Genomic DNA, 24,842 nt, shown 5'->3' on the forward strand with positions numbered 1-24,842 from the left:
CCTATCCTAGTAGTTAATGAGATTTACCTTACTAACTACATTTATTTTGGCCTTGTCTTGTACAAATTTAACAAGACCTCCTAAAACCAAACCACAAGATGGTGCTCTAACGAATTTACTTTCTAAAATTAGTAAGAATAATTCCGTTAGTTGTGATGAGTACCAAAGGTTTCTTCATACGCAATTCCCTCTCGCTCCATGGTTACGTTCCAATTATCACAAGAATTGTACAAAGAGCATTCAGGAGTTAAGTGAAGAGTATAAAAATACTGAAGCCTATCCCTACTGGGCAAGAGAAGAGCTAATTGATGCAATTATTTCAAAAACTTACTACACAGATGTCTATGCTAGTGCTGTCTTAAATAAAGTCGACTATCTAAATACAAAGGGTGAAGTTGAGAGGCTCTTACTTGATGCCATGAAAAAATTTGAAGATGGTAGTCAGCAGCAAGAACGCATCTATCAAAAACTCATTGATGTTTCACCTCGCTATATGAAAGAGCCACAGCGTGAAAACTACTTAGATGTGGCCAAAAGCTTTGAACAAGATCGCCAATTCGTTAAGGCCCGTGAATTCTACCGAAAAATTATTCGCGATAAAGACACTCTTAAAGAGGATAAGGTCGAGGCGTGGTTTAGATTGGCAAACTCTTACAAAAGAGAAAGAAAGAACGACAGCTTTAGAGATAATATCAGAGGCCTTGTTCTCTACTTACAAAAGAATCGAGAAAGCCAAGAGCTAAAAGAAAGACATGCCGAGTACACAATTAGACTTGCGCGAATTTATTGGACGGAAGACAAGCTTCAAAGAGCAGTACGTGTTTTAAGAAATCTCTTATTATTTAAAGAGGTTCCAAAAGAGTATGTCGTTACGACTTATTATACGATAGGTGGAATTTTTGAAGATCTTAGAAAATATGATCGTTCGATTAAGTTCTACAAGAAAGCCTATGCTGCAGTAGAAGGGAAGCATGAGCACCTTGAAAGTATTGTCTGGAACGTTGCTTGGACAAATTACAAGGCCGGTAATTATGAAGAGATGATAAAGTGGTTTGATCGCTTTGAAGAAAAAAATAGCGATGAACCGAACTATCGTTTTCTCTACTGGAAGTTTGTTGGCCTAAAAAAGTTAAATCGTTTTGATGAAGCACAAAAACTACTTCTCAGAATTCAAAAAGAAGATCAGTTTGGTTACTATGGGCAGATAGCACATATGAATCATACTAAGCTTAAGCATATTGATTATCGAGAAAAGTTCGATATCTCAATTGATGAACTCGCTTGGGCAGTTTATCTAGGAAACACGGACCTCGCTAAAAAGATTATTGATAGTAATGACAAAGTCAGCTTTAGTGATCTTTATGCTGCTAAATACTACAATATTATGATCTTTAAATTCTTTAGAGAGGACTCGAAGATACAAGAGAAGATCTTAAAAGAGGATCCACAATTTGCCTTTCCTTTGGCATTTAAAAAAGAATTTTTAGAAAACAATCGCTCTAAAACGGTAACAACTCCACTACTTATGAGTATTGCACGTCAAGAATCAGCATTTAACCAATATGCACGCTCTCCAGCTGATGCATTTGGACTGCTTCAACTAATTCCAGAGCAAGGAAAGAGACTTTCTCGTCGCTATAAAATTCCATACGAAGGATATGAAGATTTATATAATCCTAATATCAACATTACCTTCTCTAGCCTTTTATTAAATGAGCTTATGAAGAGAAGAAATAATAATTTTATCGATTTTGTCGCAAGCTACAATGCAGGCGGAACACCAATTCGTCGTTGGCGAAGTCGTATTATCCTTCCGGACTTAGAGTTTATTGAAGAGATTCCTTATAAAGAAACGAGAAAGTATGTAAAACTAGTCGCTAGAAACTACCTTATTTACTCTCGTCTTCTAAGTAATGAGCCGTTAACGTTGAAAGAAAACTTCTTCCGTGGCGGTTTTATTGATATGACACATTAGCATTCTTTGGAACGTTAAGGATGAAGTGCTTTGTCTTAAAGCTTTCATTCTTAACGTTGCTAAGCTCAAGCTTAACAACCTTCCCATCAGCGTAATTAATATCAATTGAAGCTATATTAGAGAATTCTTTCTTTCCCTTAAAAGTTAGCTTTGTTTCAACAACACCAGTTGATTTTACAGAAGTCTCAGTAAAGATAAGAACACTATAACTTGCTCCATCTTTAACTTTATAATTCTTATTTGATTTTAGGCCACTCTTTAAAAGGTCAAAGAAATTAGATAGGCCTTTATCGCTACCCTTATGAATAATTACTTCTGCTGGATCTCCTGGCATGAAGCCATCTCTTTTGATCCAAGTTGTTTTCTCATTTGTGACATAAACAAGTGCATCTGATCCCTTTTGTTCAAGCCTAAGCTTACCAGGGTACTCATAATCAAATTTTCCAGTCGACTCTTTTGGAGTTCCTGTCAGTTGATTTTTTACAATTTGCTTATACTCAGTCGAAAAAGACCTTGGGACAAAACCCAAGGCCATATTAGAAATCATTAAAAGTGGTAGTAGTTTTTTCATTACTGTAATTGTACCGAAACTGCCTTCGAAACACCAGGCTCCTGCATTGTTACACCATATAGTGTATCATTTAGCTCCATTGTTTTCTTATTATGTGTAATAAGAATAAACTGTGATTCAGCACTCATTTCACGAAGAAGTTCATTAAAACGTCCAACGTTGGCATCATCAAGAGGAGCATCAACCTCATCCAGTAGACAGAATGGTGATGGCTTAACTAGGAAGATCGAGAAGATTAGAGAAACCGCAGTCATGGCCTTTTCACCACCAGACATTAGGTTAATATTCTGCATTTTCTTCCCTGGCGGCTTAGCGATAATATCAACTCCACATTCAGCATCATCAATATCACCAACGATTTCAAGACGAGCTTCCCCTCCACCAAAGATAATTGGGAAAACTTTTCTAAATCTCGTATCAACTTCTTCAAAAGCAACTTTAAATCTTTCTTTTGATTTCTCATCGATGTGATTGATTGCATTCTGAAGATCCTCAAGAGACTTTCTTAATTCAACTTCTTGAACTTTTAGGAAGTCATAACGAAGCTTTTGTCTATCGTAGTCTTCAATCGCTTGCCAGTTGATTTCACCTAGGCGACCAAATTCAGACTTATAGTTCTTAAGCTTAAAGCCTTGATCCTTAAGGTCTTGGCCGTACTTGCGAACAAATTCATATGATTCTTTTTCAATTTCTTTTGGACCATTCTCTGTTTCCATAAAGTACATTGTTGAAACATCATTAAGCTTTTCAAAATCTGTTTCAGCGTACTCAAGGTAGCGTCCAATCGATTCGCGAAGATCAACACGATACTTCTCAAAGATATTACGAACGTTTTCTTCTTCTTCGTTCAGGCATCTTTCAAGACGTACTTCTTTTTCAGCAACTTCTTTATCTGCCTTATTGATATTCTTAGATAGTTCCTTAACTTGGTCTTCTCTTTCTTGCATTGCAAGTAGAAGCTCAGAGAACTCATCCTTCATTATGCTTAGAACTTCATCTTTACTTGCAAGGATATCTGCTTTTTCATTATTTGAAATTTCAAGCTCTTCAATCTCAACTTGCATATTCTCAAGCTCACCTTCTAACTTAGTGATAAGCTCTGTATTTGATTCTTTACGAAGGTTTTGTTTTTCGATTTGCTTTTCAATATCTTCAGATTGAGAGCGTAGTGAAGTCACTCGCTGTTCAAAAGTTTTTGCTTCAACTTGTTTTGAAACATATACTTCACGATCAGCTTCATAAACTTCATTCATTTCATTATAGCTATCGCGTAGGTCTTGAACTCTTTCACTAATATCAGCAATGGCCTCTTCAACTTCCGACTTGTCCTTATTGAATGACTCTTCTTTTTCAAGAATTGCTAGTCTAAGCTTAGATGTCTCATCTTTACGGTTCTTTAAGATATCAAGTCTTGTATTTCCCGACTCCATTGAAGCAAGTTTAGACTCAAGTGCAGAGTTCTTAGCTGCATAATCAGCACGAGCTTCACTTAGAGAAAGGCGTGAATCTTCAAGTTCAGCAACTTTATTTCTTAGTAACTCATTTGAAGCTGTAACCTCTTCTTCAAGATTAGCAACTTTTTCATTAAGGCTTACTAATTCATTTTCAAGTGCTTCAATTGTATTATTTCTCTCAATTGCACTCTGTCCCTGCTCACCAGATCCTTTAACATGAAGGACTGTTGCATTTTGACGATTACGTACTTGAATATTTCCACTAATATCCGAGATTCCACCAAATGAGATTGAGCTCTCAAGTGAAACAACTTTATCAACATCAAGAGTCTCAACAATAAATAGACTCGATAAATATGGAGTTAGTTTAGCTTTATACTCTTCAGGAAGTTCAATAATATCACTTAGAGTAATTAGCTCTGAACCAAGTTTAACTTGAATTCTTTCACGTGCTTCAGCAGAGATAATATCTGCAGACTTATCAGCAAGTAAGATTTCAAGAGCATTTTCATCATTCTCAGTTACCCAATTTTTAAGAAGTGATAAATCACTCTCTGAAGTAACAAGAGATTCGAGGAACTCTCCTAATAGAGCTGTTACAGCTTTTGTATACTTGTCATCACACTTAATAATATTACCAAGAACAGTGTACTTATCAGAATCTACTTCACTTAGAAACTTAGAAACACCTTCCTTCGCACCCTCAAGAGAAGAGCGAATTTCTTTTAGTGAAGAAAGTCTTGATTGCTTAGTAATTTGTTCTTTTGTTAAGTTCTTAAGTTCAGATTCAAGGTCACGATCTTTTTGTGTAAGTTCGTTAACTGTCTCCTTAAGAGTTAATTCAGACTCCGTTAATTCCTCCACTAAATTCTTAGCGGCCATAACATCATCTCTTTCCTTTGCAAGTTCACTTGAAACACCTGAGTATTGCTTCTCGATTGCTTCAATTTCTGTTGCAAGGTCTTGAAGAGTTGCAGCGTATTCTTCAAGTTTAGAATTATTTTGGAAAGCTTGTTGATCCATTTTCACAAGCTCTTCTTTCTTAATTGATAGTTCTTCTTCAAGCTCACTAATTTGAGCTTGTCTATCTTCTAGCTCAGACTTAAGCGTTTCAAGCTTCTCACTTGCTGCTTCATAGTCATAATCTTCTTTTGAAGAAGTGATGACATCGTTGATCTCAGTTTCAATTTCTTCTTTCTTAAGAAGTCTCTCTTCGATCTCTTGGGCCAATTCATCAATTTCTTTCTGTCTTTGCTCTAGTTGCTCTTCTTTATCAGTTAAAGACTTACAAAGTGCATTCAGCCTTTCTTCAGCAGCAGCTAATTTATTTGATACTTCATTTCTTTCTTTTTGAGACTCATCGATTCTTGCAGTTTTCTCTTCTCTTTCAAAACGCTCTTCTTCAAGAGAGATTTCAAGAGAGTCTTTCTTCATACTCCACTCTTCAAGATTGGACTTCTTTTCAAGAAGCTCAGTGCTTCCATCGCGAAGTTCGCGAAGATCTTCAAATACTTTATGTGCAACAACAGAGATTTCAGTGCGTTTGATTCTATCCTTAAGCGTACGAGCTCTTTCGGCCTTCTCAGCTTGTTTTTGTAGAGATTTTAAATTCTTTTCAATTTCAATCGTAAGATCATTCAGACGATTAAGGTTTTGCTCAGTAGCATCAATTTTTCTCATTGATTCTTTCTTACGAACTTTAAATTTCGTAATACCAGCAACCTCTTCAATCATAGTACGGCGCTCAACTGGCTTTGCTTGAACAAGCCTGTTGATCTCACCCTGTGCGATAATTGAATATGATTTTGCACCAGCACCTGTATCCATAAATACTTCTTGAATATCTTTCAGACGAGCTGGTTCTCCGTTGATACGATATTCTGTATCACCGTTTCTATATAGCTTTCTTGTTAGTTGAATCTCAGAAGGGTTAGCAACTTTCCCACCAATATGAATATGCTTTCCATTTGTGTTTTCAAGAACGAGTGTTGCTTCTGCCCATGCAGCAGGATTATATTTTGAAGAACCAGCAAAGATAAGGTCCTTCATTGAATTCCCTCTTAGGTGTTTAGCTGATTGCTCGCCCATAATCCAAAATAAGGCATCAACAATATTCGATTTACCACATCCGTTTGGCCCAACGATCCCCGTAATACCATCGTCAAAGTTAATAATTGTACGATCTTTAAAGGATTTAAAGCCCTGGATAATTAGTCTTTTCAGTTGCACTTTGATTCACTCCGTCAATTTATCTCTATAATGTGTGTTGTGTAGGCCTTAATGTACCATTTTAAGCACCTAATCGTACACTTTTAAAATTTCAGTTCCGCTAAATAAGAAATGTGAAATCAACAACTTACCTTGTGTAAATCCTAACAAGAACTAACACAATATATTTACTTGTACGTATTTCGTACCAGCACTTTACCTGAACACCAATTATGCCGATAAATGTGCAATGGATAGCAACTCAAAAACAGTTTATTTTACGATCGACTTTCACCTCGTTGTGCGAGAAAAGCCGCTTCTATACAATATCTACATCAACTCTTCCACGGTCAAAGGAAAGGATCACTACGTCAAAATAGTACGCCCCGGTGAAGTGCTTAACGATGAAGATATTGAAGGTTTTAAAAAGTATCAGAGGATCCATGTTCTCGAATCAGAACGAGGACTTTATCTAAAGTCACTGGCCGAAGATGAAAGCATAGAATCTATTGATAAGGTATCTGTTATCAAAGATTCTGCGGTCAAACATCTAGATGATATTTTTAACCCTGGGAAAGAATTCAATACAGAAATTCTTGGCGAAGCACTCGATGGTTGCCATGACTCAATGAAGGCCATGGTCGATGTAATTAAGGATTATGATATCAATAGTCTAAAAAAACTTATTGGGGATTTATCTTTTCACGACTTCTATACGTATGACCACTCTATTAATGTGAGTATGTACAGTGTTCTTATTTATAAACAACTAAAACCTAAGGCCAGTGAAGCGGACCTTGTTGCGATTGGACTTGGCGGACTTCTTCACGATCTTGGTAAGACAAAAATTTCCACAGAAATTTTAAATAAGACAGGTAATCTTACAGATGAAGAATTTGCTGAAATTAAAAAACATCCAGAACTCGGTGTTGAATTATTTCGAGAAGCAAACCCAGAGTTCCCAGGCCTTAAGAAAGAGACGATAGAAAAAGTTATCGTGGAACATCATGAAAATATTGATGGCTCAGGTTATCCAAAAGGAATCAAAGGCGAAGATCATCATATCTTTTCAAAAGTTGTTTCTATCGCAGATTTCTTCGACGCTATCACAACGAAACGATCTTATTCACAGGCACTTCCAATTGAAGATGCCCTAGAGATAATGAAAAGAACCGTTGGAAAAAAGATTGATTCAGAAATTTTTGACTTCTTTGTAAAGAAAGTTTCAAAGGTTCTACTCACAGGTAAGACAATGATTGAACTTCCAGAAGACTTCAACACTGAGATTGCTCATGCTGAACTTCCAGTTCAAAAAGTTCAACCTAAAAAGCTTGGTGAAAACTTTACTAAGGCTTCTGATAATCCAAATAAAATTTCAAAATAAGAAGTAGAGGAATTTATTCCTCTACCTTATTTCAAAACTAAGACTGGAAAAAGAGAACCAAATAAAAGTAAGGCCAAGATAATATTAAAGATGGCCAAACGATATCCTTTTTCAAGAAACGACTTAAGCCTTAATCCAGCAAATACCCAAACAGAGATCGCAGGAATATCAACAAGGCTATAAGCAAGAATGACGGCAACAACACCTAATGTATTGCCATTTGTATAAATGGCCACTGCTGAAAGTGCCATCGTCCACGCCTTTGGATTAATCCATTGAAACATTGCCGCTTCAATAAAAGACATGGGTTTTTTAATTTGGGCCTCTTCTTTAGCAAATGAACTAAATGCAATTTTAAAAGCTAATAATGCTAAGTAAGTCCCGCATGCCATTTGCATAATTTTTTGAATTCCTGGGTAGGTTTCAAAAATATCAGCGACTCCAAAACCGATGACAGCGATCATAAAGATAAAACCAAAATAAACCCCAAGCATATGAGGGATGGTTTTTCTAAAACCGTGATTGGCCCCAGAAGACATTAAGAGAATATTATTTGGTCCCGGTGTAATAGCGGAAACAAAGGCAAAGGCTAATAGAGGATATAGATTTGTCGTGCTCATGGAGCACAGTTTACTCTATTTTCAGAATAAATTTATTGCAAAGAACCATACAATTAAGCGATAATTTGCAATATATGAAGAAAATAGACACGATTGACGAAAGAATATTGCAAGAATTAGAAAATGACGGAAGAATCAGTAATTCTGATTTAGCTGAAATTGTAGGCCTTTCACCTTCGGCCTGCCTTAGACGAGTTCAAGAACTTGAGAAGTCAAAGGTCATCACGGGTTATCGCGCAAGAATTAACCGCGCCAAACTTGGGACAAGTTTTACGGCCTATATAACTGTTGGCCTCTCCGTTCACACAAAGAAGTCACAAAAAGATTTTGAGATGGCCATTGCTGAGTCACCAGAAGTCATCGAATGCCACAACGTTACAGGAAGCTTTGAATATATTTTAAGAATTGAGACAACTGACCTTGTTTCTTATAAGACCTTTCACACAGAAGTTCTTGGAACACTTCCACAAGTAAATTCAATATCAACATACGTTGTTCTTGAGTCACCGAAAGATAAAAGAAAATAGAAAGGGATTTTAAAAATGGTCGGAGTAGCAGGATTTGAACCTGCGACCCCTTGCTCCCAAAGCAAGTGCGCTACCAAACTGCGCTATACTCCGACATTGAAATTTTGGGTAGGCTATTTATAAGTGATCTTAACCTTTTTGGCAACCCAGAAATTAAACCTTTTTAAAGTTCTTGAAAAAACTTTATAGCAGCTGAGACGGCCTTGGCCCTGTGAGAATTTTCATTCTTCCACTCTTCTAATTGCGCTACAGTCTGATCAGGAAAGGCTTTTGGGCAAAACACAGGGTCATAACCAAAGCCACCTTCGCCAATGTAACTATCTGAAATCTCGCCTTCCATGCGCCCCTCAAAAAAATATATTTCCTCTGGGGATAAATAAAAACACAGGACACAAGTAAAGTAAGCATTTCGGTTTTGTTCACCTTTTAGCTTCTCCAATAGCAACTCGGCCCTTTGACGATCAGCTAGGCCTTCCCCGCCAAAACGTGCAGAATAGATTCCTAGTTCCTGAGGAAGCGCTTCAACAGTGATCCCTGAATCATCTGCGACGACAGGAATTTTAAACTCATCGTAGTAAGCTTGTGCTTTTTTAAGAGCATTCTCTTGAAAAGTATTTCCATCTTCCACAACATCTAATTTTGCAGCTGCTGCATTAATTGTAAGATTGGTTTCTTTGAATAAAACAGCAAACTCTTGCGCCTTATGGGCGTTTCCAGTTGCTAAGATAAATTCTTTCATTATTGTCCTAACGCTTCTTTTTGTTTTTCAAAAACAACTTTTAAAGACTCGGCCGCACAATCCATTAGTGCATCCATTTGGTCTCTTGAGAAAGCTTGTCCTTCTGCCGTTCCTTGAACTTCAATAAACTTTCCAGACTCAGTCATTACAATATTCATATCTGTATGACAGCTTGAATCTTCTTCGTAGTTTAAATCAGCAATGATTTTTCCTTCATCATTAATTCCACAGCTTATTGCCGCCAGAGGCTCTATAATTGGACTTTCAGTAAGCTCACCACTTGCAATTAAGCTTTGAACAGCAAGCTCTAAAGCGATAAAACTTCCAGAGATTGAAGTTGTTCTCGTTCCACCGTCAGCAACCATAACATCACAATCAAGAGTGATCATACGCTCACCTAATTTTTCAAGATCAACGATTGCTCTTAAGCTACGTCCAATTAAGCGTTGAATTTCTTGTGTACGGCCACCAATTTTAGAACGTTCTCTTCTTGATCTTGTATGAGTTGAACTTGGTAGCATTGAGTATTCGGCCGTTACCCATCCTTTCCCACTTCCTTTCATCCATCTTGGAACACTTTCTTCAATTGAAGCTGTGATATGAACCTTAGTATTACCAAATTCAGCTAGAACAGAGCCTGCTGCATATGGATTGATATTAATAGAAAATTTAACTTCTCTTGGAGTAGAACGTTCGATAAGTGACATATTGAATACCTCTGAATTTATTAGTATTGTTCGATAATAACATAATGAGAAAATCTATGAAACACCTACATTTTGAAGAAATTCCATCGACCCAAACAATTGCCATTGAAGAAGCACACCATTATGACCAATTACTTGTCAGTGCTAAACGACAAACTTCCGCAAGAGGTCGTCGACATAATAAATGGGAAGATCTTCAACATAGTCTTTGTTTCTCTTGTAAATTAGAAGCACAGGAGAAGCCAACTCTATTGGCGCTTGAGGTTGCTGTAATGCTTAGTAACTATTTTAATGAGCACAAGCTACTTCTCAAATGGCCAAATGATATCTTCAATGAAGAGAGTCAAAAAATTATGGGGATCTTAGTTAATAAAGATGATGACAACTATATAGTCGGTATTGGAATTAACTATGGAGGACTTCCTCATGAAACATATGGAGTGTTAAAACCCGAAAAAGAGTTAAGTGATATCGATTTTAAAGAGTTACCACTTGAAATCTATCATTACTTTTTAAATAACCGACTTACGGAAGAAGAGATTATCAATCAATGGAATGAAAGATGTTACCACCTCAACAAAGAAGTTAAGATTATTGACGAAGACTCAGTAATAGAGGGTATTTTTAAAGGTATTGGGAGTTTTGGAGAAGCATTGATTGAAGTGCAGGGAAAAATAGAGAAAGCCTATACAGGCTCTCTCATTATTAAATAACTATTCTGAAATTGAAGTTAAAACTTGCTTACTAATATTTTTAAGCTCTTTCTTAATAAGATTTTCAGCAAGATCAGGAACGATTTCCCAAATAATTTTTTCAATATTTTGCTCACAATATTCACGAGCATATTTTTCAATAATTGGAGCAACTTCATTTCTAAGTTCAGCTTTTAGCTCTTCAACATCTACGGCCGGTGATGCTGTCGCTGGAGCTGCTGAAGTTGAAGTATTGATTGATGCAGTCGTCGAAGTACCAAACGAGAAGTCATCATTCATTTGTGTGACTGATGAAAGATTAATTTCATGCTCATCTTCTTCTGGTGATGAAAATATCTCAGTAGACTCTGCATCTGCATCCCATAGGTTCTCATCAGAAATTTCTTCAAAGTCTTGGTCGTCGTCATTAGTCGAAGCTTCAAAGAAGTTATCTTCTTCAGCTTCTTCTTCGATTTCACCTTCGATCTCGTCTTCGATATCGTCTTCGATATCATTTGAGACTTCAGGTGCGTCAAAAGAAACCTCTTCAGACTCCTCTTCATCTACTCCTGGAAGATCAAAATCATCTCCCAATTCATCGTCTAAGTTTCCAAAATAATTACTTACGTCCAACACAGAAGAAGATGCTTCTTCTTGCTTGGCTTCTGGAAGCCCCTCAATGACAGGTGGAAGTGTATCAAATTCTTTCGTTACATCACTTCCCTTTAGATTTGTTGGATCAAAGCCCCAGCCATCTAATTCAGACTGTAAGTTATTATCTAAGTCTTCAGAGTCACCATCAAATGTATTATTAGCAGTAAGATCAAACTCTTGTGTTTTATCTTCTTCAGATTGAGCAATTGAGCTATCAACGTCCCAGCCAGAAAAATTATCTTCTTCTAGGTCATTGCTCTCAAAACTATCTTGAATTTCTTCTTGGTCATCTTCAAAAGTTTCATTTGATGTTTCCGATTCAGAGACACCACTTTCTATTAGCTCATTACAAAGAGAAATAAATTTCTCCGTCTCAAATGGCTTAACAACTTTATCTGAATAACCACTAGAGCGTAATTTGTTCTCGTCAACGATATCAAATGTACCTAGCATTGCTAACACAGGCGTTGTTGGAAATTTCTTACGAGTCTCTTCTCCTAATTTATAGCCATCATCAGAGAGACCAAAGTCGAGAAGGATAAGATCGAAATCATCACTTTTTGAAAATAATTCTGACTCATCAAGAGCTGAAACAATTTCAAAATCTTGATTTGCGAATGTAATATTTATTACTTTTTGGATTGTCTGACTGTCGTCAGCAACTAATACCTTTTTACTCATATAAAACCTCAATATATTGTTACGCAAAAAATCCAGCTAAGCAAGAGACAGTTTTAATGATTACGGTATGTTTCTAGATGATTGAATAGATAATAGCTGACTGATTATCTAGATTACCTCGACGATTGGCCCCATCAAAAAGATTATCAATCTGAATAACTTCATCTTGAGAAGACTCTTGAATGATTCTCTTAATATCGTGAAGACTCAGGCTCCCGTAGACACCATCGCTCAAGACTATAATACGATCATTTGGTTCGACATTTAGCTCCCAAATCTTTGGAGCGATATCCTCATATAAACCCAATGCAACTAGTGGGAAGGTACTCTTTTGATGTGAATTATCTGAGATTGAAATTTGTGTAACACAATCTGGAGTATTAACAAGCGACAGGTCTCCATCACGATACATGAGAACTAAACAATTACCACATGAAACGATTGATAGAATATTTTCAGACAACATTGTTAATGCAGCTGAAACTCCCCCCTTATCATTGAGAGGCTTAGTCTTATTGATATCGAGAAGATTCTTATGTGCAATAAACATTGCGTTCACTAAGGCATTAGTCTCTAACACATACTGCGGTGAATAGAAATACGGCATGGTCGCATTCGGATCACCTGATAATTTTGAAAAGTATGAGTCAATTGACCTCTTGGCACTTTCTAAGTTTCGGTCTGATATACCCGAACCGCCAAAGCCATCAAAAACTCCAAAAATCTTTTGTTTAAGATTAATGAAAGTATTGTCCTCATTCAGATTTAAATAAGGGCCCTGATGTGTTCTTGCAAAGAAGCTTTGAATTTCTCTCATAGATTTTTCAGCCTTTCACTGGCCTTAAGGTAGTATTCGTTATCAATTGGTGAAATTTGTTGCACCTCTTGAAACTTCTCACGAGCATCTTCAAAAGAGCCAAGAGACTCTGAAATTAGACCCTGTCGATACACCTTTCTCGCCCTTCTCGTTAATGTATCATTAATATCATCTAGTTCACTTTGGGCATCCAGTTCATTAGGATTATAGCGCAAGACTTCTTTAAAAACTTCATAAGAAGCCTTAAGATCTTCGGCCTCTTTTAGTGAACGGGCCTTACCGAGTAATGGCCCAGTAATATTCTTTAGATTATGACGAGACTTCTTAAGCATATCCACTGCTTTCTTCATGAGGTCTTCATCCATCGACTTTTCACTTATGAATAACTCTAAAGCGCCAATGGCCTTAAACCACTCTTCTTGAAGAAAGAGTGTTTCTCCTGGTTTGAGTGCATCAACCATGCGCTGTCTTTCTGCTTTCTTTTGAGCTTCTTCAAGTTCTTTTCGATTCTTTTCTTTGATATAAGAATCTAACTCTAATTCAAGATTAGCAACATCATAATTATTTGGATCAAGTTCCTTAATTTGTTGAAATAACCCACGTGATAAAGTGACATTACGCTCTTTAACTGCCTCTGTTGCTTTATCGAGTAGATTCTTTACCTTAGCTTGAATGAGCTTTCTCTTTTCTTCAGCACGTCTTTCAAGCTCAGCCTTTTCAAGCTCTGCATACTTATCCTTGGCAAGCTGATAAAACGTTTGAGCCTGTTTATAATCTTTAGTTATCAAGAATAATCTTTCAAACTCAGTGATTGCTTCTGCAACATTTCCCTCATTGGCATAACGAGTTGCTAACTGATAGAGGGCCTCTGCTTTTTCCTGCTGTTCTTTGGTTAGCTTCTTATCGACAGAAGTTACAACCTGTTTCTTCTTTTGCTCTTTTGCCTGTTTATCTTTAGCTGTTGCTTTTGGCTTCTCTCCACTATCTGGAAATAAGAACATATAGACGCCAAGTAATACGACAGTATAAATTAATACTTTCTTGCGTTTTTCTGGGTCATTAAGAATTCTCTTTATGATAGATTTTTCTTCACTGGCCGTTGGAATATCAGATATTTCGAGATCATCGAAATCTTCATCATCTTCTGATACTTCAACCACTTCTTCGACTTCAATAACTTGGTTATCTTCAACAGGCATCAGCATATCTTGCTGACTTTTTATAAAGTCACTTGCAATTTTAACTGTAAAAGTTGTCGAACCTATAATGAACTCATCACCATTTGTGATTTCTTTTTGATTAATTCTCTTACCGTTAAGAATAGTCCCATTGGCAGATTGTAAATCTTCTAAAACACATGTGATCTTATTTTTTCTGAGGACAGCATGAACAGAAGATACCTCAGGGTCGGATAAAACAATCTGACACTTACTTGGATCACGTCCAATATAAGTCTCCGGCAACTCAAGGTTAAAATGATCATAAGGAACATCTTCACCAAAGAGCTCAAGAACAAAATTAGCAAAGCCCGAGAAGACTTGTGTCTTATCGCCTACATCATCATCTAATGTATCAATATCGTATGATTCATCACCATAGTTGTCGTCATAGCCACCATCGTAATTCTCATCATAGTTTTCGTCGTAATTTTCATCGAAACCTTCAGAAAAAGCATCTTCTTGCTGACCGAATTCATCCAGGCCACCTTCTTGGGTTTCTATATTTTCAGATGCACCGAATTCATCTTGTGCTTCATCACTAGAGTCTTGCGCCGGAGCATCAAAGGCCTGAGTCTCTTCTTCAAAATCAGATGAGTTCTCGACAGGGCCATCAATAATAGCAGTCTCTTCCTCTACTAGTGAATCTTCTGGTTCCACACTTTCAAAATTATCTTCCGGTAATTCTGGTTCAAGACTATCTTGAGCGACCTGCTCTTCGACTTCAAGGCTTTCAAATAAAACCTTATAGTCATTACAAACAAGATAGTAGCCGCTTGAGACAGGAATCTCTTCAAGAAACATGGGAGCATTATTAACTAAGACAGTATCGTAAGTTGATAATTTGTTGAGTGTCCAACTTACACCGTTAAAATTTAGACTAGCGAGTCTTCGTGAAATCTGAGGATCATCTAAATGAACGTGGGCCTCATCAGATCGACCAATTAGGAAACTAGAGCTCTGCCCCATGATCACTTGATCATTAATCTCAATACGATTAAGAATCGTTCCATGTTTAGAAACAGTAATTATCACTCTTTTTCATCCCTAATTTATCGGCCATATCTTCAACGTTTTTCTTAGCTTCGATAAAGCGTTCATCTGTCTTATATTCAATTAAAAGCTTATAGATCGCACAGTACGTTCCCAACGCTCTATTATACTTCAAAGAATCTTTATTCTTAGTAGCTTGATCAAACATATCTTTAATTTTTTCATCAAGTCGTTGTTTTGCAATATTTAAGTGATAGGCAGCATTCCCATCATTTGGATCGAGCGTTAATGCTAAGTTAAACTCTTGCATAGCTCTAAAGTAATTACCTTCTCGCGCCTCACGTCTACCACGGTGAATATAGGCTTCTACTTTCTCTCGTGTTTCGAAGTCCTCTACATACTTACGACCGGTATTACTATTTGAAGAATCGATAATTGTACTACCTTCTTTTTTTACACTGGCCTTCTTGGTCTTAGTTTCGTCCCCGTCCATAAAAAAGAGTAATCCCATGACAGCAACTGCTATATAGATCAACTTCTTTCGTTTCTCTTCAGGAGTAGCAGGGCCTTTCTTTTTCTTAGGCTTTGCTTTCTTCTTTACTTCCTCTTCTTCTTCCTCGTCTTCTTCATCCTCTTCAGGGTCTTCATATTCAACGAGGGCCTTCTCTTCTTTCACTTCGATAAAAGAATATTTGAAAACAGTCGAGCCAACGATAATTTTATCTCCAGACTTAAGCTTGTGTTGAGTAACCTTCAGGTCATTCACCATCACACCATTTTGTGACTTAAGATCTGTTAGCGTGTATTCATTATTTACACGTGTTAATTCAATATGCTCACGAGAAGCTTGAGTATCAAGAATTTGAATATCGTTTGAGCTTAAGCGACCAAGAACGATTCGATTACCATTTAAGTAATAACAAATACCTTTATTCTTACCAGTCATACAAATAATACGATGGTATTGCCCAGAAGACTCTGGGGAAGATAAATTCTTTGTCATTCTAATTGCGGCAACCATTTATATTTAGTCCTCTTTAATTAGTGTAACATAGAACGCTTTAGCAAAATTATCTCGCCCTATTAAACTCGTAACAAAAATATTATAAAAATGCCCAGAGAGTTCATATTCACCCTTCTGAGACGTTCCTCCGTTATCTGCAGAGGCATCACATAATTCAATAATAGTAGCTGCAAATCCTTTTTCACGTGCCACATCTAAGAGGCTCATTCCCTCAGAAGAACTCCCTCTGATTGCCGTGATATCCTCTGCAAGCGTATTGATATGAGATAGATTCTTTTGTGAATCTAAAACAAGGACTGCCCCTTGGGCCCCTTGCATGAACTCGTATAAGCTGGAAACGTAAGATTCATCACTTTCCATTTCATCAAAGCTCATTTCATCATCAGTCTTTTGTAACTCTCTAATTCGTTGAATCATGGAGTTTATCGATGACCTTAAAGGATCAATTTCAGACCAAAGGTATTCACTATCAACATTCTTTCGATTTCCTCTTAGGGCCTCTTCAATTTGAAATTTCATTTCATCAAGGTGTCTAATCGTCATATAATAGACAATGGCAAAGAAGACGATAGAAGCAATGAATGAAGTAATAAGTGCTTCGAGATAGGCCACTCTACTCTTCGAGGCTTCATCAGCAATTGATGAAGGCTTAAACCTAATTGCAATTACACCGACAACATCAAGCTGTCCTGTTTTAACATTAGTTGCTTTAATCTTTTGTCCAATCCCAATTTCACCATTTGATAAACGACTTACCATTGGACGATCATCAGAATTTTTCATGGTCCTTTCCGCCCACTCTCTTACTTGGACAGAAAAAGGATCATCAATATACATATTTAGTTTTGTGAGAGGCCTTACAATTCGACCATCGATATCAAATAGGTCATAAGAAACAACGCCGTTGTTTCCTTGTTCCATAAACTTCGTATCGACACGATCAAGATCTTTCCTCGCCAGTGCGCCTCTATTTTGTCTTTTAATTTCATCAGCATAGTGAGCTCCACGCTTAGCAACTTCTAAAAGAAGTAAACTTTGAGAGGTCTTCATAACTGGGAAAATTGTAAGTGTTACGGTAACGACAACGAAGATTGCCAGTAAAATACCAGTTAACACACGCCACTCATATTCTTCATTTATCCCATGAACAAGTGGCATTAAACGATATTTGAAAAGCCAGATGATCTTACCAAAGATATTCTCTGGCATTTCACCACCAGTGATATATGTTGGTTCATCATCTTCTTCTACGGCCTCGATCCTTTTCTTAATAATCTTCTTTTTCTCTTTAACGAAGACCACTTGAAGAATTGAATCTGGAAGCGCTATTTTATCACCATTTTTAACAGTGGCCCTCTTAACAGCTTTACCATTAACAAAAGTTCCATTTGAACTGCCAAGATCTTTAACAAAGGCAACATCTTGAGTAACTGTCACTGATAAGTGTTTTTTTGAAACACCATTTACAGGAAAGTGAACACTACATTCTTCTGAGCGTCCTAGGGTATTTTCCCCTTCCTCTAATATATACTCTTGTCCACGTAGCTTACCAGCTACAACAACTAATTTATACATAACTCTAGAGTATCCCCTTCCTTAATCTCTTGAGGCAACTGTCCTTCGGCCAACTCTAGTACACGACTAGCACTGAAAACAATTTGCGTATGTCTCCATGGTTTTAATCCACGGTATATTTTCTTTATTTCGTTCTTGCTATTAAAGAACACAACATCGATTTTATAATTCATAAAGCATGTATGAATTGCATTTGTTCCATAGAAAATCATGCCATCAAATCCGTCCATGCTTTCCGAAAACATTAGTCCTTTTAACTTTTTATAAAAAGAGTCTGCGACAATCGCTTGTTTACAGATATCAATTCCATTACAAGTTATTTTCATTATTTCCCGCCTACAAGCTCAACAACAAGAGGAGCAAAAATCATCAATAGAACAGATGGAACAATAAAGGCCATCATCGGAAATAAAATCTTCGTGGCAGCAGTGGCACCTTCTTTTTCAATTTGAGCTGATTTCTTTTGTCTGATCTCAATCGATAATGCTTTTAGAATTGGTCCAATCGAAGCACCAACAGAGTCAGCAGCAATTAAAGTCGCACAAAATGAAGATATTTGAATTAAGTCCACTCGCCAGGCCATATTTCTTAATGCCTCAGCACGACTTGCACCGATTTTAATTTCTTTAAGAAGAATTTCGAACTCTTGAGTTAACGGACCTGGCTTCGCCTTATCCACAACTTTAGTCATGGCAGCAATAAAATCCAGTCCAGCTTCAACAGAAAGGGCCAACATATCAACAGAGAATGGCATCCCATTAATAATATCTTTTTGTCGTTGTTCAATTTTCCCTTTAATCCAAATATCAGGATATAAGAATCCAACCAGGGCCATGACAGGAATTAACGAAAGCTTCCAATCAGCTTCAGTAAATTCTCTTACTGCTAAGAACATAATTGGAAAACCAATGATGAGAAATAACTTAAAGGCAAAGAAGTCTTCAGGTGTCATGTCCTCTGTTAGTCCAGCACTTGCTAACTTTCTTTTATACTTCTCTTTAATCTTCTTCTTGCTCTTCATCGAAGAAACAATTGGTGAGATATAGCGTTTAAAGAAAGGTCTAGAATATTGGAGAACAAAACCATGCTTCTTAACGTTATCGGCTTTCTTAGAGCCACCTTCTTCTAGTTTTTGTGCCGCTTGAAATGATTCGTTATCTTGAAACATCATTTGCGTCACAATGTAGACGGCAATCCCTATAAGAATAATTCCGGCCCACATTAGAAGCTGTGAACTCTCAAATAACTCAGCACCCTTTCTATAATCACAAGCATTCTGCTCACCATTATCACAGGCACTAGTAATTAACTTCTTCCCTTCGGCAGCGTAGTTTATACCATCTTGTTTAAAGCTCTTATCAGTAAACGTTTGGTAAAGAAGACCTTGCTCAAAACAACTTGATTGGTTTCCTTTTTTACAAGATTCATCAAGTAAGTTTGCATGGTCACGTTTTGAATAATTGGCATAGCTCTGCGCATTTGCATCGAATGCCACGAGCAACGTAAACATGTAAAACAATAAAGAAGTTATGAGACCTTTAGTCATAACATAAGAATATCAAAAATAATTGATTTCAAGCAGTTAGAGGCAATATTGGCCCTATGTGCTAACCTTGATTAACCTGCTCAACAATAGATAAGTTCTCTTTGGTTCCCACCTTACCTGCGACGTCAGGAATATAAGTAGGCGAGTAATTTGATAGGTATTTTTTCTTAAGCTCTAAAACTCGTTCATATTTTTGTGAGATATCCACTTTATCAATATCTCCGGCCTCAAGGGCCTGCTTCACATAATTATATGCTTCTCGACAAGCATCAAATGAACGATATTCAATAACATCGGCACCGGCACTAAGAGCTTTCAGTGCTGCTTCCCCAATTGTAATTTCGTCAGAGATGGCCTTCATTTCCATATCATCAGAAATAATTACTTTCTTAAAGCGCAACTCCTCACGAATTAATTCATAGGCCTTTTTAGAGAATGTACAAATATTATCTGGATCAATTGCATCCACTTTCAAATGGGCCATCATAACAAAATCAACCCTTGCTTTAACAGCTTTTACAAACGGAATAAATTCATTTTCCCTAAGTTCTTCAAGAGACTTATTAACGACTGGAAGTTTAAAGTGTGAATCTTCTAACGTGTCTCCATGTCCAGGAAAGTGTTTCGCACATGACATAATCCCACTAGTTTGTTGGCCACGAATAATCGCAGAAACAAATTTCGTTACATCATCAGCATTATCTCCGAATGCACGATCACCGATAACTGTATTTTTTGGGTTTGTGAAAATATCACAAACAGGCCCTAGGTTTATATTCACTCCACAACTTAAAAGCTCATTAGACATCAATTGCGAAATTTCAAAGCATAGCTTTGGTGAATCAGTTTTAGCAACGTCTAACATCGGAGGAATTACAGTAAAGCCTTCACGAAATCTTTGTACTCGTCCACCCTCATGATCTGTTGCGATGAAAAGTGGATAGTTATCACGAAGCGATTGAATATTATTAATCAACTCTGCTAGTTGAGCAGGAGATTCATAGTTTTGTTTAAAAAGAATAACTCCACCAATATTTTCTTTTTGAATAAAGTTTTCTTCTTCTGTCGTTAATTGCGTACCACTGATACCAGTAATAAATAATTGACCTAATATATTATTCATTTATTTGCCTTTACCTTTAAGTTTTGGGTCTAAGTAATCTCTAAGGCCATCACCAAAGAGATTTAAAGAGATAATTAAACCTGTCATGAGTAAGCTTGTCACGATTACAACATGAGGTGCTTCTAAAAGCACTAGTTTTGCCATTGCAAGGATTGCTCCCCATGAGTATTCACTTGCTCCCAATCCAAGGAATCCTAAACTAGCTTCACTAATTATAACTCCACTTATTCCAAGAACAAAGTGAATGGAAATAACTGGCACAATACTTGGTAAAATTGACTTATAGAATAAACGAAATTCACTTACACCAATTGCTCTTGCACTTTCAACATATCCTAAATTTAGGACACGCATTGTCTCTCCTCGAGCAATACGAGCGTAGCCAGGCCATGATGTAAAAATAAGACATAGTACTAATCCCGTAAAAGATTGTCCTGAAAAGGACATAACTAAAATGGCGAGCAAAATACTAGGAAAAATAAAGATTAAGTTAGTAAACATATCCATTACTTCAGAAACAAACTTAATTTTTATTGCAGATAGATAACCTATAACGATCCCAATGACACATGCACTACTACTAATTAAAAGAGAAATCCCGACTGTATAAATAAGCCCAACGCTAAGAACCTTAAATAAGCTCCTTCCATTGATGTCTGTACCTAAAAAATAATCTTGTGAGAAAGGGGCAAACAATTCATGAGAGATAATACTTGAAGGTGTGTAATTAAAACCATTCATAAATAACCAAAGCAAGGCCCATACAATATAAATTGAAAGGATGACGCCACCGAAGATCATTTCATTATTTATTTTCTTCTTTCTCACTAACCTATCCTTGGATCAATTTTTTCATTTAAGTAATCAACTAATACATAAACAAGCATATAAATAACTGTTGAATAAGCGATTATCCCTTGAACGAGCGGGTAGTCACGATTGTTAATGGCCTCAAATAAAAGAGAGCCTAGTCCTGGAATATCAAAAATAGTTTCAGTAATAACAGTACCGGCCAGGACAACAGAGAGTTGAATTGCGACGACATTTAAAATCGTCGGCATACAAATCTTTACCAAGCGATAAACAATGGCCGAGTTTGAAAGTCCTTTTGCATTTAACACTAAAACCCATAGCTGTGATTCTTCTTCAAGATACTTATTTCTCATTACTCTTACGATTACAGATGATAAAGGAAGAACTAATGTCGTCACCGGAATTACCATATGCATGAAAGATTCCCACTGAGAAACAGGAAAAATTCCAAGCTTAATTGAGAAAACTAAAACAAGCAGCGGTGCCAAAGAGAAAATTGGAAATGACAACAGAGTCAATGTAATTACACGTATGGCAGTATCTGGTAATTGCGACTTCTTAATTGCAGAAATAACACCGATACCAATTCCAATTGGTGTTGATATTAAAATTGAAATTAAGGCCAACACAAGCGTTGGTGGTAAGTTTTGTTTAATAAGAGTAACGACAGATTCTTTTTTAAAAAATGACTTTCCTAGATCAAGAGTGATGATTCCTTTTGCAAAGTCTACATATTGCTCAACCAGTCCTTTATCAAGTCCAAGCTCAGCACGATACTTTTGAATCTCTTCTACCTTGGCCTCAGGCCCAAGTAATCTTTCGACAGGATCGCCAGGAGTTAATCTCAAGGCAAAAAATATCGTTGTGATTGCAAAAAACAATGTAAAAAAAGATTTTAAGAATAGCTTCATTTAACCAACTCTTTTGATAGGCCCTGGGATGCCCAGTAGTGACCAACAACATCTAAGTTTTTATTTAATATATACACTTGCTCCTGGCCGCCAGCAGCTAAAAGAAAGCGATAATTTCCTTTTTTATCAAATTCATCAAAACTCAATCTTGCTTCAGAAAGGATTTCTTTAGGAATATTTAAGTATTGTTCTTGGAAATATGGAAAACTCTCCCAAAGAATATGAAAATTCATGTCACCATTTTTTTTCTCTATGGCCTTCTTAATAAATCCTGATACCTTTGCACATTCAATAATCGATGAATAAAAACAAATTGCTTTTACTCCTTGAGGTACAGCGTACTCACGTTGTCCCAACCATTTATACTCAGGCGAATTTAGATTATAGAGAATCTTTCTTCTTTTTAAGTCAACCTGTCCACTTACAGTGTAGACATCATTATTTAAGTAAAATGTTGATTCGTACTTAATTGGTACTAAGAAGAAAAGATCATTAGAGATCTTCTTTCTTTTAGATATGACAATAGTCTTTTCATAGACCTTGCTTCTATTAACTGGAGAGATGATTTGTGTCTTTCTAACATATTCATGATTTTTATTAAAACCAGACATTGTATCAACAAGATACTCGCCACTTACTTCTAATTGCTTATATTGATTAGTTGATGCCGTTAGCTGATCGTTTAAATCCTCGTTTAGCACACTACATGAAGCAATTAAGAATAGAAAAAGCACACCAAGAGGTCGCAACATAAACTACTCCTCTATTTTTTGATTAATATACTTATTAAATTCCTCATCAAGTGAAGTTAAAATTATTGATTTATCATCAAGCTCTTGTAGATATGACTCTAGCTCGCCATTACTCTCAAACTTAATACCAATTTTCTTCATTGGAATATTATCGAGCCTAAAGTTTACATAATCGATATCGTAAACTTTTTGGATATTAGAGATATCATACGAATTCTTTTCTAAAACTAAAGTCCCCATTGAGAACTTCTTATTTGAAAAGTTTTTGAAATCTTGAAGAGACATAACAAAGGAAGCACCATTACTTGAAATATCAATTAACTTAGCACCTCTTAATTCAGGAAAGTCACTCATCGATGTAGAGAAATCTTTAATGAATGAATCTTCTTTATTTTTTGATTTATTGAAGTGAAGAACGTTATCTGCAGAAGGCAGATCTTCTTCAACGGCATCAAAGTAGAGATATGAAGATGTCATATACGAAACATTGAATCTCATATCTGCTCTTCTTTCACTTCGATATACTTTACCATCGATTTTTAATTTACCACCATCAACGATACCCTTAAAAAAGTAGCTCATATAGCGAAGACTAAAGTTCGCCATCACAACACCATCAAGAGAGTGATTATCATCAATAATTAGAGTATCTTCTTCAATTGCATAAATCTCAACAGAAGCAACTTGCTGTGAGTTAGTCCAAATTTTTAATTTACTCTTAGTGGCAATGAGCTCCCTGATTTTTAATTTTATATCAGAGAGCTCTAATTCGATAAAAAGATTTTTAGAATTCAATTGTAAACCTATCTTCGACTTATGATAGAGTCGCTACTTGTTTTAAAAGATCGATTGACTCTAGTGCCTTACCACATCCACGAACAACACAAGTAAGTGGATCTTCAGCAAGAGCTACAGGAAGACCAGTTCTTTCTTTAATTAAAACATCTAGGTTCGCTAGAAGTGAACCACCACCAGCTAGAATAATTCCGTTATCAACGATATCGGCAGCTAGCTCAGGAGGTGTCTTTTCTAATGAAGTTTTAATTGCTTCGACAACTTCTGCAATTGGATCAGAAAGAGCATCTCTGATTTCGTCAGAAGTAACTTCGATAATCTTAGGTGCACCTGCTACAAGGTCACGTCCCTTAACTTCATATGTTCTTACTTCATCATCAAATGGATATGCATTACCAATCGACATTTTGATTTGCTCTGCAGTTCTTTCACCAATTAATAATGAGTATTTTTTCTTAATGTATGAAGCAATTGCTTCATCAAATTTATCACCGGCCACTCTTTCAGATTGAGAGTAAACGATACCACCAAGTGAAATGACTGCAACTTCAGTCGTTCCACCACCAATATCAACGATCATATTTCCAGAAGGCTCAGTAATTGGAAGTCCAGCACCGATTGCTGCGGCCATTGGCTCTTCAATTAAATATACTTCACGCGCACCTGCTTGCTCAGCAGATTCTTTAACTGCACGTTTTTCAACCTGAGTAATTCCAAAAGGAATACAAATAATGATTCTTGGCTTAACAAGCTTCGAACCTGATAGTGATTTTTGGATGAAGTACTTAAGCATCGCACCTGTCACTTCAAAGTCAGCGATTACTCCATCTCTCATAGGACGAATAGCTTGAATAGATCCAGGTGTACGACCAAGCATTTGCTTTGCTTCAGAACCAACAGCAAGAACTTTTGATCCAGTTCCTTTATACCCTTGGTGAACAGCAACAACAGAAGGTTCATTAACAATGATCCCTCTATCTTTAGCGTAAACAAGAATATTTGCCGTACCTAAATCGATCGCAAGATCGTTTGAGAAGAAATTAAAAAATTGCTTTAACATTTCA

The 24,842-nt window shown here is 36.6% G+C and carries 22 protein-coding genes and 1 tRNA gene; 4 read left to right on the forward strand and 19 right to left on the reverse strand.

Annotation, left to right across the window (positions count from 1 at the left end; genetic code table 11):
* Positions 1 to 16 precede the first annotated feature (16 nt).
* Positions 17 to 1,975, forward strand: coding sequence for a transglycosylase SLT domain-containing protein (locus tag ABMA78_RS05695; RefSeq protein ID WP_392857893.1), 1,959 nt, complete (start codon positions 17 to 19; stop codon positions 1,973 to 1,975).
* On the opposite strand, the gene ABMA78_RS05700 is transcribed toward ABMA78_RS05695, so the two are convergent.
* Positions 1,956 to 2,546 carry an outer membrane lipoprotein carrier protein LolA gene (locus ABMA78_RS05700; protein WP_392857895.1) on the reverse strand — a complete coding sequence of 197 codons (591 nt, stop codon included), beginning with the start codon at positions 2,544 to 2,546 and terminating at the stop codon, positions 1,956 to 1,958. The genes ABMA78_RS05695 and ABMA78_RS05700 overlap by 20 nt on opposite strands.
* Positions 2,546 to 6,229, reverse strand: a complete 3,684-nt coding sequence (gene smc, locus ABMA78_RS05705; RefSeq protein ID WP_392857897.1) for a chromosome segregation protein SMC — start codon at positions 6,227 to 6,229, stop codon at positions 2,546 to 2,548. Before smc ends, ABMA78_RS05700 begins: the two co-directional genes overlap by 1 nt.
* A 229-nt stretch (positions 6,230 to 6,458) precedes the next feature.
* Between smc and ABMA78_RS05710 the strand changes: the two genes are divergently transcribed.
* Positions 6,459 to 7,592 (forward strand): HD-GYP domain-containing protein, encoded by a 1,134-nt coding sequence (locus tag ABMA78_RS05710; protein ID WP_392857898.1) that lies wholly within the window; start codon positions 6,459 to 6,461, stop codon positions 7,590 to 7,592.
* 26 nt (positions 7,593 to 7,618) lie between these two features.
* On the opposite strand, the gene ABMA78_RS05715 is transcribed toward ABMA78_RS05710, so the two are convergent.
* Positions 7,619 to 8,212, reverse strand: a complete 594-nt coding sequence (locus ABMA78_RS05715) for a LysE family translocator (protein WP_392857899.1) — start codon at positions 8,210 to 8,212, stop codon at positions 7,619 to 7,621.
* Positions 8,213 to 8,286: 74 nt separating this feature from the next.
* Here ABMA78_RS05715 and ABMA78_RS05720 point away from each other — a divergent pair, with 74 nt between their 5' ends.
* Positions 8,287 to 8,739: an Lrp/AsnC family transcriptional regulator gene (locus ABMA78_RS05720; RefSeq protein WP_392857901.1), complete on the forward strand. Its 453-nt coding sequence runs from the start codon at positions 8,287 to 8,289 to the stop codon at positions 8,737 to 8,739.
* Positions 8,740 to 8,755: 16 nt separating this feature from the next.
* Here ABMA78_RS05720 and ABMA78_RS05725 read toward each other — a convergent pair.
* The 3 genes from ABMA78_RS05725 to rph form a co-directional block, all read right to left on the reverse strand.
* Positions 8,756 to 8,832 (reverse strand) — tRNA-Pro (locus tag ABMA78_RS05725).
* 70 nt (positions 8,833 to 8,902) lie between these two features.
* Positions 8,903 to 9,478, reverse strand: a complete 576-nt coding sequence (gene rdgB / locus ABMA78_RS05730; protein ID WP_392857903.1) for an RdgB/HAM1 family non-canonical purine NTP pyrophosphatase — start codon at positions 9,476 to 9,478, stop codon at positions 8,903 to 8,905.
* On the reverse strand, positions 9,478 to 10,185 hold the full coding sequence (gene rph, locus ABMA78_RS05735; protein ID WP_392857904.1) for a ribonuclease PH: 708 nt from the start codon (positions 10,183 to 10,185) through the stop codon (positions 9,478 to 9,480). Before rph ends, rdgB begins: the two co-directional genes overlap by 1 nt.
* 44 nt (positions 10,186 to 10,229) lie before the next feature.
* Here rph and ABMA78_RS05740 point away from each other — a divergent pair, with 44 nt between their 5' ends.
* Positions 10,230 to 10,898: a biotin--[acetyl-CoA-carboxylase] ligase gene (locus tag ABMA78_RS05740; RefSeq protein ID WP_392857906.1), complete on the forward strand. Its 669-nt coding sequence runs from the start codon at positions 10,230 to 10,232 to the stop codon at positions 10,896 to 10,898.
* Here ABMA78_RS05740 and ABMA78_RS05745 read toward each other — a convergent pair whose 3' ends face one another.
* From ABMA78_RS05745 to ABMA78_RS05805, 13 genes are all read right to left on the reverse strand, one after another.
* On the reverse strand, positions 10,899 to 12,212 hold the full coding sequence (locus tag ABMA78_RS05745) for a response regulator (RefSeq protein WP_392857908.1): 1,314 nt from the start codon (positions 12,210 to 12,212) through the stop codon (positions 10,899 to 10,901).
* Between the two features lie 73 nt (positions 12,213 to 12,285).
* A complete protein-coding gene (locus tag ABMA78_RS05750; RefSeq protein ID WP_392857910.1) occupies positions 12,286 to 13,029 on the reverse strand; it encodes a PP2C family protein-serine/threonine phosphatase in 744 nt (247 codons plus the stop codon).
* On the reverse strand, positions 13,026 to 15,281 hold the full coding sequence (locus tag ABMA78_RS05755) for an FHA domain-containing protein (RefSeq protein WP_392857913.1): 2,256 nt from the start codon (positions 15,279 to 15,281) through the stop codon (positions 13,026 to 13,028). Before ABMA78_RS05755 ends, ABMA78_RS05750 begins: the two co-directional genes overlap by 4 nt.
* Positions 15,262 to 16,260 (reverse strand): FHA domain-containing protein, encoded by a 999-nt coding sequence (locus ABMA78_RS05760; protein WP_392857916.1) that lies wholly within the window; start codon positions 16,258 to 16,260, stop codon positions 15,262 to 15,264. The genes ABMA78_RS05755 and ABMA78_RS05760 overlap by 20 nt, the downstream gene beginning before the upstream one ends.
* A gap of 6 nt (positions 16,261 to 16,266) precedes the next feature.
* Positions 16,267 to 17,838 (reverse strand): FHA domain-containing protein, encoded by a 1,572-nt coding sequence (locus ABMA78_RS05765; RefSeq protein WP_392857918.1) that lies wholly within the window; start codon positions 17,836 to 17,838, stop codon positions 16,267 to 16,269.
* Complete coding sequence (locus ABMA78_RS05770) at positions 17,826 to 18,164, reverse strand: DUF192 domain-containing protein (RefSeq protein ID WP_392857920.1); 339 nt, start codon at positions 18,162 to 18,164, stop codon at positions 17,826 to 17,828. Before ABMA78_RS05770 ends, ABMA78_RS05765 begins: the two co-directional genes overlap by 13 nt.
* Complete coding sequence (locus tag ABMA78_RS05775) at positions 18,164 to 19,348, reverse strand: type II secretion system F family protein (protein ID WP_392857922.1); 1,185 nt, start codon at positions 19,346 to 19,348, stop codon at positions 18,164 to 18,166. Before ABMA78_RS05775 ends, ABMA78_RS05770 begins: the two co-directional genes overlap by 1 nt.
* Positions 19,349 to 19,445: 97 nt before the next feature.
* Complete coding sequence (gene nagZ, locus ABMA78_RS05780) at positions 19,446 to 20,507, reverse strand: beta-N-acetylhexosaminidase (RefSeq protein ID WP_392857923.1); 1,062 nt, start codon at positions 20,505 to 20,507, stop codon at positions 19,446 to 19,448.
* Complete coding sequence (locus tag ABMA78_RS05785) at positions 20,508 to 21,335, reverse strand: ABC transporter permease (protein ID WP_392857925.1); 828 nt, start codon at positions 21,333 to 21,335, stop codon at positions 20,508 to 20,510.
* Complete coding sequence (locus tag ABMA78_RS05790) at positions 21,335 to 22,231, reverse strand: ABC transporter permease (protein ID WP_392857928.1); 897 nt, start codon at positions 22,229 to 22,231, stop codon at positions 21,335 to 21,337. Before ABMA78_RS05790 ends, ABMA78_RS05785 begins: the two co-directional genes overlap by 1 nt.
* A complete protein-coding gene (locus ABMA78_RS05795) occupies positions 22,228 to 22,983 on the reverse strand; it encodes a hypothetical protein (RefSeq protein ID WP_392857930.1) in 756 nt (251 codons plus the stop codon). The genes ABMA78_RS05790 and ABMA78_RS05795 overlap by 4 nt, the downstream gene beginning before the upstream one ends.
* A gap of 3 nt (positions 22,984 to 22,986) precedes the next feature.
* On the reverse strand, positions 22,987 to 23,778 hold the full coding sequence (locus tag ABMA78_RS05800; protein WP_392857932.1) for a hypothetical protein: 792 nt from the start codon (positions 23,776 to 23,778) through the stop codon (positions 22,987 to 22,989).
* 19 nt (positions 23,779 to 23,797) lie between these two features.
* A complete protein-coding gene (locus tag ABMA78_RS05805; RefSeq protein WP_392857934.1) occupies positions 23,798 to 24,838 on the reverse strand; it encodes a rod shape-determining protein in 1,041 nt (346 codons plus the stop codon).
* Between the last annotated feature and the right edge of the window lie 4 nt (positions 24,839 to 24,842).

The organism is Halobacteriovorax sp. RZ-2 (assembly GCF_043196685.1).
GTDB lineage: Bacteria > Bdellovibrionota > Bacteriovoracia > Bacteriovoracales > Bacteriovoracaceae > Halobacteriovorax_A.

What these genes read in the sequence shown, in the direction of transcription:
- nagZ (WP_392857923.1), bottom strand. Translation starts at nt 20,507, where the DNA reads ATGAATAATATATTAGGTCAATTATTTATTACTGGTATCAGTGGTACG.
- ABMA78_RS05770 (WP_392857920.1), bottom strand. Translation starts at nt 18,164, where the DNA reads ATGAAAATAACTTGTAATGGAATTGATATCTGTAAACAAGCGATTGTC.
- ABMA78_RS05805 (WP_392857934.1), bottom strand. Translation starts at nt 24,838, where the DNA reads ATGTTAAAGCAATTTTTTAATTTCTTCTCAAACGATCTTGCGATCGAT.
- ABMA78_RS05715 (WP_392857899.1), bottom strand. Translation starts at nt 8,212, where the DNA reads ATGAGCACGACAAATCTATATCCTCTATTAGCCTTTGCCTTTGTTTCC.
- rph (WP_392857904.1), bottom strand. Translation starts at nt 10,185, where the DNA reads ATGTCACTTATCGAACGTTCTACTCCAAGAGAAGTTAAATTTTCTATT.
- ABMA78_RS05710 (WP_392857898.1), top strand. Translation starts at nt 6,459, where the DNA reads ATGGATAGCAACTCAAAAACAGTTTATTTTACGATCGACTTTCACCTC.
- ABMA78_RS05700 (WP_392857895.1), bottom strand. Translation starts at nt 2,546, where the DNA reads ATGAAAAAACTACTACCACTTTTAATGATTTCTAATATGGCCTTGGGT.
- ABMA78_RS05750 (WP_392857910.1), bottom strand. Translation starts at nt 13,029, where the DNA reads ATGAGAGAAATTCAAAGCTTCTTTGCAAGAACACATCAGGGCCCTTAT.
- rdgB (WP_392857903.1), bottom strand. Translation starts at nt 9,478, where the DNA reads ATGAAAGAATTTATCTTAGCAACTGGAAACGCCCATAAGGCGCAAGAG.
- ABMA78_RS05795 (WP_392857930.1), bottom strand. Translation starts at nt 22,983, where the DNA reads ATGTTGCGACCTCTTGGTGTGCTTTTTCTATTCTTAATTGCTTCATGT.
- ABMA78_RS05765 (WP_392857918.1), bottom strand. Translation starts at nt 17,838, where the DNA reads ATGTATAAATTAGTTGTTGTAGCTGGTAAGCTACGTGGACAAGAGTAT.
- ABMA78_RS05720 (WP_392857901.1), top strand. Translation starts at nt 8,287, where the DNA reads ATGAAGAAAATAGACACGATTGACGAAAGAATATTGCAAGAATTAGAA.
- ABMA78_RS05790 (WP_392857928.1), bottom strand. Translation starts at nt 22,231, where the DNA reads ATGAAGCTATTCTTAAAATCTTTTTTTACATTGTTTTTTGCAATCACA.
- ABMA78_RS05695 (WP_392857893.1), top strand. Translation starts at nt 17, where the DNA reads ATGAGATTTACCTTACTAACTACATTTATTTTGGCCTTGTCTTGTACA.
- ABMA78_RS05745 (WP_392857908.1), bottom strand. Translation starts at nt 12,212, where the DNA reads ATGAGTAAAAAGGTATTAGTTGCTGACGACAGTCAGACAATCCAAAAA.
- ABMA78_RS05760 (WP_392857916.1), bottom strand. Translation starts at nt 16,260, where the DNA reads ATGGTTGCCGCAATTAGAATGACAAAGAATTTATCTTCCCCAGAGTCT.
- ABMA78_RS05775 (WP_392857922.1), bottom strand. Translation starts at nt 19,348, where the DNA reads ATGTTTACGTTGCTCGTGGCATTCGATGCAAATGCGCAGAGCTATGCC.
- ABMA78_RS05740 (WP_392857906.1), top strand. Translation starts at nt 10,230, where the DNA reads ATGAGAAAATCTATGAAACACCTACATTTTGAAGAAATTCCATCGACC.